The 13,600-nt window shown below is 61.6% G+C and carries 14 protein-coding genes; 5 read left to right on the top strand and 9 right to left on the bottom strand.

Annotation, left to right across the window (positions count from 1 at the left end; all coding sequences use genetic code 11):
• Positions 1 to 17: 17 nt before the first annotated feature.
• From FSO04_RS36400 to FSO04_RS36385, 4 genes are all read right to left on the bottom strand, one after another.
• Positions 18 to 269, bottom strand: coding sequence for a hypothetical protein (locus FSO04_RS36400; protein ID WP_154566333.1), 252 nt, complete (start codon positions 267 to 269; stop codon positions 18 to 20).
• 779 nt (positions 270 to 1,048) lie between these two features.
• Positions 1,049 to 1,735, bottom strand: a complete 687-nt coding sequence (locus FSO04_RS36395) for a DUF2242 domain-containing protein (RefSeq protein ID WP_154566332.1) — start codon at positions 1,733 to 1,735, stop codon at positions 1,049 to 1,051.
• A 167-nt stretch (positions 1,736 to 1,902) separates the two neighbouring features.
• Positions 1,903 to 2,529 carry a lytic transglycosylase domain-containing protein gene (locus FSO04_RS36390; RefSeq protein ID WP_154566331.1) on the bottom strand — a complete coding sequence of 209 codons (627 nt, stop codon included), beginning with the start codon at positions 2,527 to 2,529 and terminating at the stop codon, positions 1,903 to 1,905.
• A gap of 193 nt (positions 2,530 to 2,722) precedes the next feature.
• Positions 2,723 to 3,706 carry a helix-turn-helix transcriptional regulator gene (locus FSO04_RS36385; RefSeq protein WP_233465108.1) on the bottom strand — a complete coding sequence of 328 codons (984 nt, stop codon included), beginning with the start codon at positions 3,704 to 3,706 and terminating at the stop codon, positions 2,723 to 2,725.
• Positions 3,707 to 3,805: 99 nt separating this feature from the next.
• Here FSO04_RS36385 and FSO04_RS36380 point away from each other — a divergent pair, with 99 nt between their 5' ends.
• The 3 genes from FSO04_RS36380 to FSO04_RS36370 all read left to right on the top strand — a co-directional run bounded on the left by FSO04_RS36380 (position 3,806) and on the right by FSO04_RS36370 (position 5,615).
• Positions 3,806 to 4,453: a glutathione S-transferase family protein gene (locus tag FSO04_RS36380; RefSeq protein ID WP_154566330.1), complete on the top strand. Its 648-nt coding sequence runs from the start codon at positions 3,806 to 3,808 to the stop codon at positions 4,451 to 4,453.
• A 213-nt stretch (positions 4,454 to 4,666) separates the two neighbouring features.
• Positions 4,667 to 4,927: a DUF6723 family protein gene (locus FSO04_RS36375; protein ID WP_093641155.1), complete on the top strand. Its 261-nt coding sequence runs from the start codon at positions 4,667 to 4,669 to the stop codon at positions 4,925 to 4,927.
• Between the two features lie 97 nt (positions 4,928 to 5,024).
• Positions 5,025 to 5,615, top strand: a complete 591-nt coding sequence (locus FSO04_RS36370) for a hypothetical protein (protein WP_154566329.1) — start codon at positions 5,025 to 5,027, stop codon at positions 5,613 to 5,615.
• A gap of 81 nt (positions 5,616 to 5,696) precedes the next feature.
• Here the strand turns inward: FSO04_RS36370 and glmS are convergent, their stop codons facing one another.
• The 5 genes from glmS to FSO04_RS36345 form a co-directional block, all read right to left on the bottom strand.
• A complete protein-coding gene (gene glmS / locus FSO04_RS36365) occupies positions 5,697 to 7,514 on the bottom strand; it encodes a glutamine--fructose-6-phosphate transaminase (isomerizing) (protein WP_154566328.1) in 1,818 nt (605 codons plus the stop codon).
• A gap of 60 nt (positions 7,515 to 7,574) precedes the next feature.
• Positions 7,575 to 8,936 carry a bifunctional UDP-N-acetylglucosamine diphosphorylase/glucosamine-1-phosphate N-acetyltransferase GlmU gene (glmU, locus tag FSO04_RS36360; RefSeq protein ID WP_154566327.1) on the bottom strand — a complete coding sequence of 454 codons (1,362 nt, stop codon included), beginning with the start codon at positions 8,934 to 8,936 and terminating at the stop codon, positions 7,575 to 7,577.
• Positions 8,937 to 9,070: 134 nt separating this feature from the next.
• Positions 9,071 to 10,069 carry a tRNA 2-thiocytidine(32) synthetase TtcA gene (ttcA, locus tag FSO04_RS36355; RefSeq protein ID WP_154566326.1) on the bottom strand — a complete coding sequence of 333 codons (999 nt, stop codon included), beginning with the start codon at positions 10,067 to 10,069 and terminating at the stop codon, positions 9,071 to 9,073.
• A 3-nt stretch (positions 10,070 to 10,072) separates the two neighbouring features.
• Positions 10,073 to 10,468 (bottom strand): dihydroneopterin aldolase, encoded by a 396-nt coding sequence (locus FSO04_RS36350; RefSeq protein ID WP_074281934.1) that lies wholly within the window; start codon positions 10,466 to 10,468, stop codon positions 10,073 to 10,075.
• 97 nt (positions 10,469 to 10,565) lie between these two features.
• Entirely contained in the window at positions 10,566 to 11,384 is an 819-nt protein-coding gene (locus FSO04_RS36345; RefSeq protein ID WP_154566325.1) for an SDR family oxidoreductase, read from the bottom strand.
• Between the two features lie 13 nt (positions 11,385 to 11,397).
• Between FSO04_RS36345 and FSO04_RS36340 the strand changes: the two genes are divergently transcribed.
• Complete coding sequence (locus FSO04_RS36340; protein WP_154566324.1) at positions 11,398 to 12,588, top strand: class I SAM-dependent methyltransferase; 1,191 nt, start codon at positions 11,398 to 11,400, stop codon at positions 12,586 to 12,588.
• Positions 12,589 to 12,610: 22 nt separating this feature from the next.
• Positions 12,611 to 12,805 carry a DUF2905 domain-containing protein gene (locus FSO04_RS36335; protein ID WP_154566323.1) on the top strand — a complete coding sequence of 65 codons (195 nt, stop codon included), beginning with the start codon at positions 12,611 to 12,613 and terminating at the stop codon, positions 12,803 to 12,805.
• The last annotated feature ends 795 nt before the right edge of the window (positions 12,806 to 13,600 follow it).

Here is a 13,600-nt window from a genome sequence, read left to right as displayed (position 1 = left end):
CGGGCGTGCCGCCTCGGCTAAGCGGCACGCGGCTGCGCGAAGAGTTTGGGTGTATCGGCAGTGGGCGGAAACACACACCAGCAGCCGTCGTCGTGTCGAAAGAAAAAAAGGCCGCGCGATCCACCTTCCTGAGAAGTCTCGACCCGCACGTAGCGCCTGCCGCCCAGACGGGTGCGGCTGAATTCGGTCACGTGAACCGGAACCGAAGGCCCCGGCGCCAGCCATTTCTCGACCAGAAAACGCAGCGATTGTTCGCTTGTGGCTCTCATGATCCGCTCCGGGCCGGTTTGTCGTGACTCGCCTCGCGTGTCGCGTCGTTGCTTTCGTCGTTTTCGGTGCCTTCCTCATCATGCTCGGAGGATGCAAGCGATATGGCCCGGTTAGTGGCCGCCGCCCGCAGCGTCGTGCAGTGGCTGGCATGTCTGATATCCGAGAGAAGACGGACTAGTTGTCGTGCTGTTCTGCGTTTCATTGCACACCCCCGCACTGCACCAATAACTTCAGAAAACACTTTAACTCTATGCCTGGATAGGGCGTTGCTGAAATGATTTTGACTAAATAGCAACAGTTGCGCTTGCAAAAAAATAGACGCAATCTTTGTACCTTCCAGCTTCAATGTGCACGTTCGGGGAAGGGCGGTCTGTACGCTGGCGAGCGGATGGCATCGATGAAAAAGCCGGGCCGCCGCTCGGGCGGCATATGCCCGGATGCGCAAGTTATCCACAATTGCCTATGAATAACTTCGGGATAGCGCATCGGACAGCCTGTGTGCGAAATCTTGATAAGACGCGCTGCCAGGCAAGCCCTGTCAAAGTTATCCCAGCTTTGTAGTTTTTCTACAGTCGTGTTCCGCAGGGTTATGGGTTTCGCATGACGTTGATGTGACGGGGGATTTGAGAGTTATCCACAGACGGGGTTAACCCTTGTTAACTATTACTACATATATATACGTATGAAGTAAAAAACATAGGATAAGTACGGCTGCGTGATGAGATCGAAGGCTGATCAGCTCTTGATCAGCCGAAACCCCGCGGCATTAATACATGCATCAAGGCGCGACGCTTGGTCCGCTTGCACGTTGCACGGCAGCAGCCTTGTCGATCGCATCAGGCATTTCAGGAGGCGACGCTGGAATGGTCGCTTCGACCGGCACCGGCAACAGGCGCGTTTCGATGCGGTTGTTCACAACCGGCTGCGTGCGCACCACGGTTTGCAGATAGTGATCGACAAGGCCGAAGAAACGATCGTAAAACTTGCCCGACGGGATGGTCTCGCTTGAAATCTTGACCATCGCATCGCTGTTCGAACGGATCGGCAACGACAGCGAACCCAGCACGCTCAACCCGACGCTCGCCGACGTATCGCTTTTCTTTAACGCAAAGCCGTTTTGCACAGCATTGACGTAGACGATGCTCGTATCGCTCGCCTCTTCCCCCGGCGTACACACCACATGAAACTCGACGACGATGTGCGTATCGCCGGTCGGCTGGAAATTTTTCGTTCCGTCGACGGTATCGGTGCGCGTCATCGTTGTCAGATAGCCCTGACTCAGCAGTGCGCGGCGCGCGGCCTCGCAGGTATCCGTGACGCTCGAATTGAAATTTCGGGCGTAAGGGCTCGCGCCCGTTTCGAACAATTCCTGCTGGAATTTCGGCTGCGGGGCGCTGCTGCAGGCGGCAAGTGTCAGCAGGCCGAAAAGCGCGGTGGCAGTGGCTTTGGAAAACGAGGTGAACATGATCGATCGGAAGAGGCGCGGCGTGAGCTCGAATGGGAATGCATTGTAGAGCGGTTGCCAGGTGTGCGTAAAAAGTGCGCAGCGCCGCCTTACACGACGTGACGGCTCAATTCCGCGGCTTCAGCGCGGGACCACGACAAAGAGGAAAAATACGACGGAGTTGCCGCTCAGTGCGGCATGGCAGGCGATGCGCCTGGCAGCGCCGCCGCGGCGTTGCCCGCCGGTATCGTAAAAGCGTCGGCCCAGTTGTCCGGCGCCGGGCAACGGTCGGCTTCGCACATGCTGGCTTGTGCGCCCGCGTGCGACGCGATGTTCTGTGCTCCGGCAACGTCGGCGAAATCTTCGACGCGCAAGCTCACCTTCTTCGCGTACGCCTGCGATCCGCCATAACTCTTGAGCGCCGCGTTCATGTCGCCGTTGGCCGAACGCATGTAGCCGTACAGGATCGCCGAGCCCACTTCGATGTTGGTGGTCGGCTCTGTGAGGTCTTTAACGTTCCTCAGCATCCCACGATGGGCGCCCGGCACCACCTGCATCAGCCCGGTCGCGCCGTTGGCGCCCTTGGCCTTTTCCTTGAAGCGGGATTCGATCGAGATGATCGCCAGCAGCAGTGCCGGCGGCAGCGAATATTTCGAAGCGGCGGACTGCACCGCGTCGGAAATCTTTTGAGCCTTTTCCTTTGCCAGACCGAATTTCTGCGTCAGATACGCGGACATGCGGTCATTATTTTCGTCGGCCGTTGCGGTTTGCATCAGGCCGAGCGAAAGCACGATCAGGCAAAGTAACCGGCTCATAACGGAGGACGGGAAAGAAAAGGGATTCGCGCATTATAGCTCTGCCCCCAAAATAGGCACCAAACAACCAAAATTCGTCTGAGGAAAGACGGCCGGCTGGTGCGTCCGCGCGTGCTTCGCGAGCGCATGTCGGGCGCACCCAGTTGTGCGGCAGTGCGCTCGGAGAAACTACGCCGGCTGTGAATCGGCGCTCTCATTCCGCGTAGCGGCGATGCAAAGCTGCTGCCACCTCCGCGAAACGGGCGCGTAATTCCGGCGGCGCCAGCACGTCGGCCTCGGTGCCGAAGCGCAGCAACTCCGCGCATGCCTGCCTTATCGAACCGACCGGCAAAGTGACCGTGCGCCAGCCGTCGGACGGATCCGGCTCGCCAATTTTCGCGGCTGAGCGTGCGAACGGCGACGTGAAGGCTTCGAGCATCTGCATGCCCCACGGCGACAGGCGCAGCGTTGCCTCGCTCGCATGCATCTCTTCGGACAGACGCTGCGTGCTGTCTTGCCAGTAAGTCGCCAGATCGAAGGCGGGCGGTCGCTCGAAAGTCTCGTCAAGCACGTTCAATTCGAGAATGCGCGAAATGCGGTAGATGCGGATGTCCGCGCCGACCCGCCCAACCACGTACCACGCGCCGCTTTTCAGCACGATGCCGAGCGGGTCGATCCGCCGAAATTTTTCGGCCTTCCAGCTCTGATAGCGAATCTGCAGCGGATGCTGTTCCCACACCGCGCTGGCGATCAACGGCAGATTCGCGGGCTGGTCCGCGTCGGAAAACCAGGCGGGAGCGTCGAGGTGAAAACGCGAGCGCATGCGCTCCGCGGTCGAACGCAATTCGACCGGCAGCGCGGCAAGCAACTTGGTTTGCGCGCCGGCCATGACGGCGCCGAGCCCAAGTGCCTGCACTGGCCCCGGCAAGCCGGCGAGGAACAATGCCTCCGCTTCCTGCGACGACAGGCCGTTCAGACGCGTACGGTATCCGTCGAGCAGACGATAGCCACCTTCTGCGCCACGTTCGCTCTGGACGGGGACGCCCGCGGCGCTCAAGGCGTCGATGTCGCGATAGATCGTGCGCAGGGAGACCGCGCATTCGTCGGCGAGCGACTGCGCGGTCACGCGTCCGCGCGCTTGCAAGGTCATCAGGATGGAAAGGAGGCGGCTGGCTCTCATGCGGACAAGTGTAGTCATACCTGACACAAACTGACAGGTATGGGCGCTTAGGATGGGGACATCCGGCGTCAGATGGACGCTGGCTTTCCAACGAGACGCTCACTCAGAAGGCTCCCCATGACCACAGATCGCAAGATCACGCTGTTCCACTCACCGCAGTGCCGCTCCGTCAGCGCACTGACGCTGCTCGAGGAACTCGGCGCCCCGTATCAGCTAAAGGTGCTGAACATGAAGGCCGGCGAGCAGCGCAAGGCGCCGTATCTCGCGATCAATCCACTCGGCAAAGTGCCGGCGATTCTTCACGGCGACGCGCTGATCACCGAACAGGTCGCCATCTTTATCTATCTGGCCGACCTGTTTCCTGAAGCGGGTCTCGCGCCGGCGCTCGACGATCCGTCGCGCGGCCCGTATCTGCGCTGGCTGGTGTACTACGCGGCATGCTACGAACCAGCGCTGGTCGACAAGGCGATGAAGCGCGAACCGGCACCGCTCGCCACGTTGCCCTATGGCGATTTCGATTCGATGCTCGGGACGGTGACGAGCCAGCTGCAGGCGTCGCCCTATTTGCTCGGAGACAAGATGTCGGCCGCGGATATTTTGTGGGGCATCGCGCTGCATTGGGGGATGATGTTCAAGCTGGTGCCTGAGACGCCAGTCGTGCTCGAGTACACCCAGCGCGTCTGCTCGCGGCCGAGCTTCGTGAAGGTGAGCGAGCGGGATGTCGCGCTGGCGGCCGAGCATGAGGCGGCGGTCAAAGGGGCTTGATGTTGCGGGCCGGCTGCCGGGGATGCCGCGGTGATCAGCGATGTTGGCACCTGACCGGCTGGCCAGTTGATCGGTCAGCCGATCCGGCATCCGGCTCGATGCGCCCGGATTTGAGACAATGAAGCCCGCCGGTGAATGTCTTCCCGGGACAACCGGGCGCGCCTTGACCTTTTCAGCAGGCGCCAGCCCATTGAACAAGAGATGTTTTCAGGTATGAGCAAGACCGTATTCATTCCCAGCGTCCCCGCGACGTCGGAGGAAGATTTCGAAGTGTCAGCGACGTCGAAACTGGCCGGCTACCGGCGTTTTTTCGGCGTGTTGAAAGTGGTTCGAACCACCGATGGCCGCGTGCTGTTCCCGTTCGACGGCGCGCCGGAACTCGGACCCTACGCGACCAAGCTGGAAGCCGTCGCGGCGGCACAGGTGTATGGCGAGCACATCGTGACCAGCGACCTGGCGCGTCCGGAGTTGTAAGCGCGGGCGCTCGGCGGGTGCGCTTTGGTCCCTTAGGCGGGTTGCTCGGTTAGTCACTCGGAATCGTCATTTGAAGTGGTCATTTCGGGAGCAACGAATGCCTCGTCTGCGCAAAGTGGGCTCATTGCCCGTTGTCATGGGGAGTGCGGCCGTGCTGATGGCCGCTTTCTGTCAATCCGGCTTCGCCCAGACGTCGGACGCCAATGCCGGTCAGACGGCGCTCGGCAAAGCCGAAGTCGTTCACGCCCAAGTCCACGTAGTAGCCATCTACCCGGCCACCAACAGCGTCACCCTACGCGGTCCGCGCGGCAATCTTGCGGATGTCGACGTCAATCCCCAGTTGGCCGATGTCAGGAAACTGCGGGTCGGCGACACGCTGAACGTTGCGTACCAGCAGGCGCTGCTGCTTCAAGTCGACAAGGTGGCGACCAAAGGCGTGCGTGAACGCATCGAGACGACGGTGGCGATACCGGCCTCAGCGGGATACGCATCGTCGGCGCATAGGGTACAGATTGTCGCGACGGTGTTGAAGATCGACCGTAAAAGCCGGATGGTGACGCTGCGTGGGCCGAAGCATCAGCAGGTACTGAGGGCGGCGGAGAGTATTCCGCTCGATGAGTTGAAAGTCGGAGACAGTGTGCGCGCGGAGTTTGTGTCGGCGGCTGCGGTGGAGGTGGTGAGGAAGTGAGGTGCGCTATCGGGGCAAAAAAAGGCCGCCCTCAGGCGACCGTTTTTTCAGCATGATGCGAGCGATAGCAGCCTATCACCCTCACTCCACAGTGACCGACTTCGCCAGGTTCCGCGGCTTATCGACGTCCGTGCCTCGCGCACAAGCCGTGTGATAAGCCAGCAACTGCAGCGGCACCACGTGCAGGATCGGCGACAGCAAGCCGTAGTGCTCCGGCATCCGGATCACATGCAGGCCTTCATCATTCACGATCTTCGTATCAGCATCCGCGAACACATAAAGCTGGCCGCCGCGCGCACGCACTTCCTGGATATTCGACTTCAGCTTCTCCAGCAGCGCGTCATTCGGCGCCACCGTCACCACCGGCATTGCTTCAGTCACGAGCGCCAGCGGCCCGTGCTTCAACTCGCCGGCCGGATACGCTTCCGCGTGGATATAGGAAATCTCCTTCAGCTTCAACGCACCCTCGAGCGCGATCGGATAATGCAGGCCACGCCCGAGGAACAACGCATGTTCCTTGCGCGAAAACTCTTCCGACCACGCAATGATCTGCGGCTCCAGCGCCAGCACGCTATTCAACGCCGCCGGCAGGTGGCGCAACTGCTTCAGATACTCGGCTTCCTGCTCCGTGCTCACCTGCCCACGCAGCTTTCCAAGCGTCGCTGCCAGCACGAACAGCGCCACCAGTTGCGTCGTGAATGCCTTGGTCGACGCCACACCGATCTCGCGACCCGCATGCGTGAGGAACGACAATTCCGTCTGGCGCACCATCGCGCTCGTGCCGACATTGCACACCGCCAGCGTATGTTTGTGCCCCAGCGACTGCGCATGCTTGAGCGCCGCCAGCGTATCGGCCGTCTCGCCCGACTGCGAGATCACCACCACCAGCGACTTCGGATTCGGCACCGACTCGCGATAGCGATACTCGCTGGCAATTTCCACCTGGGTCGGGATCTTCGCGACCGACTCGAGCCAGTACTTCGCGGTCAGCCCCGAGTAATAGCTCGTGCCGCACGCGAGAATCAGCAGGTTGTCGATGTCCGCGAACACCTTCCCCGCGCCGTCGCCGAATAGCGCCGCGTCGAACGAATCGCCTTGCGGGATCGTGTCCGTAATCGCACGCGGCTGCTCGAAAATTTCCTTCTGCATGAAGTGGCGATACGGGCCGAGTTCGACCGCGCCGCCATACGCCGCGACCTGGCGCACTTCGCGCTGCGCTTCGTAACCGTCACGATCGGCGATACGCACGCCCTCGAGCGACAGTTCGCAAACGTCGCCTTCCTCGAGGAAGATGAAGCGTTCGGTGCTGCCGGCAAGCGCCAGCGCATCTGACGCGAGGAAGTTCTCACCGTTGCCGAGCCCCACTACCAGCGGCGAACCTTGCCGCGCGCCGACCACCGTATGCGGCTGATCCTTATGCAGCACCGCGATCGCGTACGCGCCGTGCAATTGCCCGACCGCTTCGCGCACAGCGGCAAACAGATCGCCGCGATACAGGCTGTGAATCAGGTGAGCGATAACCTCCGTGTCGGTCTGAGAGACAAACACGTAACCCTTGCCCCGCAGCATTTCACGCAGCAACTCGTAATTCTCGATGATGCCGTTGTGTACCAACGCGAGTGCGTCTTTCGAGAAGATCGGGTGGGCGTTGTCGGTTACCGGCGCGCCGTGCGTCGCCCAGCGCGTATGCGCGATACCCGTGATGCCTTCGAGGTGGCTCTCCTTCACCTGCTCGTCCAGATCGGCCACGCGCGCGACGCTGCGAGCACGACGCGGCCCATCACTACCGAGTACCGCCACGCCGCACGAATCGTAGCCGCGATACTCGAGGCGACGCAGTCCTTCGATCAGGACGGGAACGATGTTACGTTGCGCAACCGCGCCGACAATGCCACACATGGCTTATTCCTTTTCAGTGCTGGGTTTCAGGGAGCGCGCTTCATGCGCGCGTCACGCCCATCAACTTTTCTTCTTGGTCGGGCGTACATAGCCCGACTTGCTTGTTTGAGTCTTATCGTTCAGGACCAGCATGTCTTCTTCGACATCCTTCCAGACCGTGGTGCCCGCCGCGATCGTCACACCGCGCTTGACGCGCACGGGCGCAACGAGTTGCGTGTCCGAACCGACGAACACGTCGTCTTCGATGATCGTGCGGAATTTGTTCGCGCCGTCATAGTTACAGGTGATGGTACCCGCACCGATATTCACGCGCGCCCCGACATCCGCATCGCCGATATACGTCAGATGGTTCGCCTTTGAGCCATGACCGAGCACCGAGTTCTTCACCTCGACGAAGTTGCCGACGTGCGACTCATCCTGCAACGACGTGCCCGGACGCAGCCGCGCATAAGGGCCGAGCACGACGTTCGCACCCACTTCGGCGCCTTCGATATGCGTGAACGCGTCGACGCGCGTACCGGCGCCGATCGTCGCATTGCGGATCACGCAGTTCGGCCCGACCGTCACGTTGTCAGCCAGCGTGACGCGGCCTTCGAACACGCAGTTCACGTCGATCGAGACGTCGCGGCCGCATTCGAGTGTGCCGCGCACGTCGATTCGAGCCGGATCGGCAAGCGTCACGCCGGCCACCAGCAGCGTCTCGGCGACATTGTGCTGATGAATCCGTTCGAGTTCGGCAAGCTGCTGCTTGCTATTCACGCCGAGCGTTTCCCACTCTTCGTCAGGCTGTGTGGTGACGACTTCGAGTCCGGCTTCGATCGCCATCTCGACCGCGTCGGTCAGGTAGAACTCGCCTTGCGCGTTGTCGTTCTTTAACGCGGCGAGCCATGCGCCCAGACGCTCGGTCGGCGCGACGATGATGCCGGTGTTGATCTCGGCGATCTTGAGCTGCTCGGGCGTCGCGTCTTTCTGTTCGACGATGCGCGACACCTTGCCGTGCTGATCGCGCACGATGCGGCCGTAGCCGCTGGGGTCGTCGAGCGTGACGGTGAGAACACCGTAGCCGCCTCGGCCCGCGCGATCGGTCAGCGCCTGCAGCGTGCTGGCGCGCGTGAGCGGCACGTCGCCGTACAGCACCAGCGTGGGTTCGGACGGATCGAGCAGCGGCAACGCCTGTTGCACGGCGTGACCCGTGCCGAGTTGCTGCTCCTGCGCGGCGAACTGGACATCCGGCGCCGCTACCGCTTCACGCACGGCTTCGGCGCCATGACCGACCACTACGACCAGACGCGTGGGCTTGAGCGCACGAGCAGTGTCGATGACATGAGCGAGGAGCGGCCGGCCAGCCAGGGGATGGAGCACCTTGGGAAGCGCGGACCGCATGCGCTTACCGGTGCCTGCCGCCAAAATCACGATGTTCATGGCGTCGGCAATCAGACAAGTTTGGAGCCGACGATTCTATCATGCGGCCTATAACGAATAAGGCCGCTCGCGCGGCCTTATTACCCTGCCGAATCACCCGGAAACCTTTGATTTCAGGGCACTTCACGGCCTGGTTACATATCGTCGAACTGAACGATCGAGATCGGCTTCGATCCGTTGAAGGTTGCGCCCTCACCGGAATCGGTCGAACACGGCTCCTCGTCGAAAGCGATATCGCCTTGCGGATCGGCCTCGCCGCTTGCACGCAGGCCGGCGAACGGGAACAGCTTGTGATCCATCAGATGCGACGGCACGATGTTCGACAACGCATTGAACATGTTCTCGATGCGGCCCGGGAAACGCTTCTCCCAATCGCGGATCAGCGCCTTCATTTCCGCGCGTTTCAGGTTCGGCTGGCTGCCGCACAGGTTGCACGGAATGATCGGGAATTCGCGCAACTCCGCGTACTTTTCCAGATCGGTTTCCTTCACGTAAGCGAGCGGACGGATCACGATATTCTTGCCGTCGTCTGATTGCAGCTTGGGCGGCATGCCCTTCAGCTTGCCGCCGTAGAACATGTTGAGCAGCAGCGTTTGCAGAATGTCGTCGCGATGATGGCCGAGCGCGATCTTGGTCGCGCCGAGCTCGCCCGCCACGCGATACAGAATCCCGCGACGCAAGCGCGAGCACAGCGAGCAGGTGGTCTTGCCCTCCGGCACCAGCCGCTTGACGATGCTGTACGTATCCTGGTTCTCGATGTGAAACGGAATGTCGAGTTGCTTCAGGTACTCGGGCAGCACGTGCTCCGGAAAGCCCGGCTGCTTCTGGTCGAGATTCACTGCGACGATGTCGAAGTTGATCGGCGCGCGTTCGCGCAGCCGCATCAGGATTTCGAGCATCGCGTAGCTGTCCTTGCCGCCCGACAGGCACACCATCACCTTGTCGCCTTCCTCGATCATGTTGAAGTCGCCGATCGCCTCACCGACCTGGCGCGCGAGCCGCTTGAACAGCTTGTTGTTCTCGTAGGCTTCTTTCTGCTCGCGGCGCGTGAGCGGCGCTTTGACCGCTGAGGCGTGTCCGGCCTGCACAGCCTCGGGGGCCGCGGTGTCGTTCAGGATTTCCTGAGCATTCATGGCTCAATCCTCTTTGATACGGAAAACTTCGACGCCCACAGCGTCGCAGTCGGGATAAACGTCCGGCTTTTCGGTCGACACGCACACGGCGCGCACCTGCGGATGAGCGAGGAGCGCCTTGACGAGGTCATCGCAGAGGGTTTCCTGCAGGTGAATATGACCTTGCTCGACGCGGCGCGCGATGGTCGAGCGCATGAAGTCGTAGTCGACCACTTCGTTCAATTTGTCCTGAACCGGCGTGGACAGCGCGAGCGGCACGAACAGTTCGACGTTGATCACGACGCGCTGTTCGCCGCGCTTTTCGAAGTCGTGCACGCCGATGTTGATGTGCACTTCGTAATTGCGCAGAAATAGCCGGCGGCAATCGGCGAGCCGGGGATGCGAAAGAGCGGCAAACATGTTCGTTCCAGTCGAAAAAAAGAGTGCGGAGCACTCAACTGGGCGCTTCAAGGCGCGGGCGGCCGCCGGTTCACCCGGCAACCAGCACGCACGCGCGTCAGGCGCCCGTCAAAAACATAACGTCGCGCGGCAGCGGCACGAGGTGCTGCCCGCCGTCGACCACCAGCGTCGTTCCGGTGACGCCCGCTGCATCGGCGAGATACAGCGCGGCGGCGACAATATCCTCCGGCCGCGACGCGCGGCCCAAAGGCGTAGCACGGTGAGCTTCTTCAAAACCAGCCGGCGTTTGATCGGCGGATTGCATCGTCAGACCAGGGGCAAGCCCGACCACGCGCACTTTCGGCGCCAACGCCTGCGCCAGCGCAACCGTCGCTGTCTGCAACGCTGCTTTCGACAGCGTGTAGGACAGGTAGTCCGGGTTCATGTTGTACAGCTTCTGATCCAGCACATTGATGACCACGCCGCGCTGGCTTTCATCGGTGCGCGCGGCTTCCGGCGTGGCCTCGAACAGCATACGCGCCAGCACCAGCGGCGCGCCGAGATTCATCGCGGTCAGCTTCAGCAGAAGGTCGTAACCGACGTTCTGCGCCGTGTCTTCTTCGAAGCGCGAGGCGTTGTTGACAATACACGACGGGCGGCCCAGCGCGGCCGTACAGGCGGGCAGAAGCTGCTCGACCTGGGCCTCGTCGCCCAATTCTGCGTGCAAAGCCACCGCCCGGCGGCCAAGGGCGACGATTTCTGCGACCACTTCGTCAGCCGCCTCACGCGACGCGCCGTAGTGGACCGCCACGTCCCAGCCACGCGCGGCGAAGCCGAGCGCGAGCGAGCGCCCGATGCGGCGGGCGGCGCCGGTAATCAGCACGATGCGCGGCGTTTCAGGCGCGCGGGCGGCGGCGGTGTCCAGAGGGGCGGTCATTTACAATGCGGGGATGAATCCGAAAGCTCACCAACCCGATAGTTTACCTGCTCCCGGCCCGAGCGCGCTTGCGCAGTCCGAAGCGCTGGTCGCACAGGTCCGCGCGGAGCTCGAAGCGGCAGGCGGCTGGCTGCCATTCGACCGCTACATGGAGCGCGCGCTTTACGCGCCGGGACTCGGCTATTACAGCGGCGGCGCCCGCAAATTCGGCCTGCGCGGCGACGACGGCAGCGACTTCGTCACGGCGCCGGAAATGTCGCCGCTATTCGCCGCGACGCTGGCGCGCCCGCTCGCCGAGGCCTTGGAGGCGAGCGGCACGCGCGAGCTGATGGAATTCGGCGCCGGTACGGGGAAACTCGCCGCCGGCTTGCTGAATGCGCTCGACGTTCTGGCCGTCGAATTCGACAGCTACTCGATCGTGGATTTGTCCGGTGAGTTGCGCGAACGCCAACGCGAGACGATCGAAGCCACGGCACCGGCGCTGGCCGCGAAGGTGCGCTGGCTGGACGCGTTGCCGGAAGGATTCGAAGGCGTGGTGATCGGCAACGAAGTGTTGGACGCGATGCCCGTACGGCTTTTCGCCTTTACCGGCGGCGCCTGGCACGAACGCGGCGTGACGTGGCGCGACGAGGCCTTTGCGTTCGACGACCGGTTGGTATCGGAGGCTGCGGACATTGCGCTTCTGGCTGAGATCGAAACTACCGGTGTCGACTACGTCACCGAAACGCACGACGCCGCCCGTGCATTCACGCGGACCATTTGCACGATGCTCACGCGTGGCGCGGCGTTCTTCATCGATTATGGTTTTCCGCGCCACGAGTACTACCATGAGCAACGCGCGCAGGGCACGTTGATGTGCCATTACCGGCACCGGGCGCATGGTGACCCGTTTGTCTATCCGGGCTTGCAGGACATTACCGCGCACGTGGAATTTACCGGCATCGCCGAAGCCGGCGTCGAGGCTGGTGCGGATTTGTTGGGGTTCACGTCGCAAGCGCGGTTCTTGTTGAACGCGGGGATTACCGAGACGTTATCGGCGCTCGATCCAACGGACACGGCGAGGTTTTTGCCTGCGGCGAATGCAGTCCAGAAGTTGTTGTCCGAGGCGGAGATGGGTGAGCTGTTCAAGGTGATCGCGTTTTCGCGCGGGCTGGATGACACGCTGCAGGTGTTTTCCGGCGGCGACCGGTCACATACGTTGTGATTTTTTGCCTTAGGGATTGGCGATGATCCGCTCGCTGTTGACTACGTTTGTTGCGGTGGCGGTGTTGTCGGCCTGCTGGCCGTGGCTCAGGAAGATCGGGATTGGGCGGATGCCTGGTGATGTTACGTTGCGCCTCTTCGGGCGGGAGTACCCGTTTCCGTTTATGTCGACGCTTGTGGTTTCGATGGTTTTGTCGCTGATCGCGAGGGTTTTGTAGCCTGCTCGGCGCTTGTTTGGCCGTGTTCTTAGGACTTTGGCCTTTCCTTGAATTGTTAGTGGTCTATTAGTGTTGCCCCTGTGCGGGGCGGCACTTACTTCTCTTTGCCGGCTGCAAAGAGAAGTAAGCAAGAGAAAGCAGCTCAAACCGCTACTATTAAGTGGGCGCCGTGGTTTGCACAGGCTAGTGGTGCATCTGGAATCCGTGTTCTCGCACATTCCGCGTTAGTGACAAAGGACTCATCAGCTCCCACTCCGCACTGCGTGCGTCGCGGACGGGTTTGCATGGGAAACCACCGGCTTCGGTTGGGGGCGGTGGGAGCCATCGGCTTCGCCTCGGCGAAGCGCCCCTGCATTCACCCGGGAACCCCTACTTAAAGTGATATGTCCGTGTGCCGTAATCACGGTCACAGTCACGGCTGCGGTGGTGGCAATGCAATGACGAGCCACCGTTCAGTGGCGAGACGCGAGCGTCAAAACGCAGCGATCGGTTTTATGAGCTGCTCTTCGGCGCGCGCAGCGCCGCCGGAAGTATGACGCCCTTGTCACTGGCCTATGCAGGTGCACGAACACAGATTCCAGATGCACCACTACCCGCAGCAGACCACGGCGCCCACTTAGCATGAGCGGTTTGAGCTGCTTTCTCTTGCCTACTTCTCTTTGCAGCCGGTGTATAGACCGGAGACATAGCTGACAGACGTGCGGGGACATGGTTGACACTTCCGGGTATTAAAACGCCCGGTCCCGACCATGCCCTGGAACGCAAGAGACACCATGAGCCTCCGACAGGAATTTG

The organism is Paraburkholderia madseniana, from assembly GCF_009690905.1.
In the GTDB taxonomy this organism is placed as follows: domain Bacteria; phylum Pseudomonadota; class Gammaproteobacteria; order Burkholderiales; family Burkholderiaceae; genus Paraburkholderia; species Paraburkholderia madseniana.
The sequence above is the reverse complement of the archived record's forward strand: the minus strand, read 5'-3'. Positions and strand labels throughout refer to the sequence as shown.

What these genes read in the sequence shown, in the direction of transcription:
- FSO04_RS36400 (WP_154566333.1), bottom strand. Translation starts at nt 269, where the DNA reads ATGAGAGCCACAAGCGAACAATCGCTGCGTTTTCTGGTCGAGAAATGG.
- FSO04_RS36395 (WP_154566332.1), bottom strand. Translation starts at nt 1,735, where the DNA reads ATGTTCACCTCGTTTTCCAAAGCCACTGCCACCGCGCTTTTCGGCCTG.
- FSO04_RS36390 (WP_154566331.1), bottom strand. Translation starts at nt 2,529, where the DNA reads ATGAGCCGGTTACTTTGCCTGATCGTGCTTTCGCTCGGCCTGATGCAA.
- FSO04_RS36385 (WP_233465108.1), bottom strand. Translation starts at nt 3,706, where the DNA reads ATGACTACACTTGTCCGCATGAGAGCCAGCCGCCTCCTTTCCATCCTG.
- FSO04_RS36380 (WP_154566330.1), top strand. Translation starts at nt 3,806, where the DNA reads ATGACCACAGATCGCAAGATCACGCTGTTCCACTCACCGCAGTGCCGC.
- FSO04_RS36375 (WP_093641155.1), top strand. Translation starts at nt 4,667, where the DNA reads ATGAGCAAGACCGTATTCATTCCCAGCGTCCCCGCGACGTCGGAGGAA.
- FSO04_RS36370 (WP_154566329.1), top strand. Translation starts at nt 5,025, where the DNA reads ATGCCTCGTCTGCGCAAAGTGGGCTCATTGCCCGTTGTCATGGGGAGT.
- glmS (WP_154566328.1), bottom strand. Translation starts at nt 7,514, where the DNA reads ATGTGTGGCATTGTCGGCGCGGTTGCGCAACGTAACATCGTTCCCGTC.
- glmU (WP_154566327.1), bottom strand. Translation starts at nt 8,936, where the DNA reads ATGAACATCGTGATTTTGGCGGCAGGCACCGGTAAGCGCATGCGGTCC.
- ttcA (WP_154566326.1), bottom strand. Translation starts at nt 10,069, where the DNA reads ATGAATGCTCAGGAAATCCTGAACGACACCGCGGCCCCCGAGGCTGTG.
- FSO04_RS36350 (WP_074281934.1), bottom strand. Translation starts at nt 10,468, where the DNA reads ATGTTTGCCGCTCTTTCGCATCCCCGGCTCGCCGATTGCCGCCGGCTA.
- FSO04_RS36345 (WP_154566325.1), bottom strand. Translation starts at nt 11,384, where the DNA reads ATGACCGCCCCTCTGGACACCGCCGCCGCCCGCGCGCCTGAAACGCCG.
- FSO04_RS36340 (WP_154566324.1), top strand. Translation starts at nt 11,398, where the DNA reads ATGAATCCGAAAGCTCACCAACCCGATAGTTTACCTGCTCCCGGCCCG.
- FSO04_RS36335 (WP_154566323.1), top strand. Translation starts at nt 12,611, where the DNA reads ATGATCCGCTCGCTGTTGACTACGTTTGTTGCGGTGGCGGTGTTGTCG.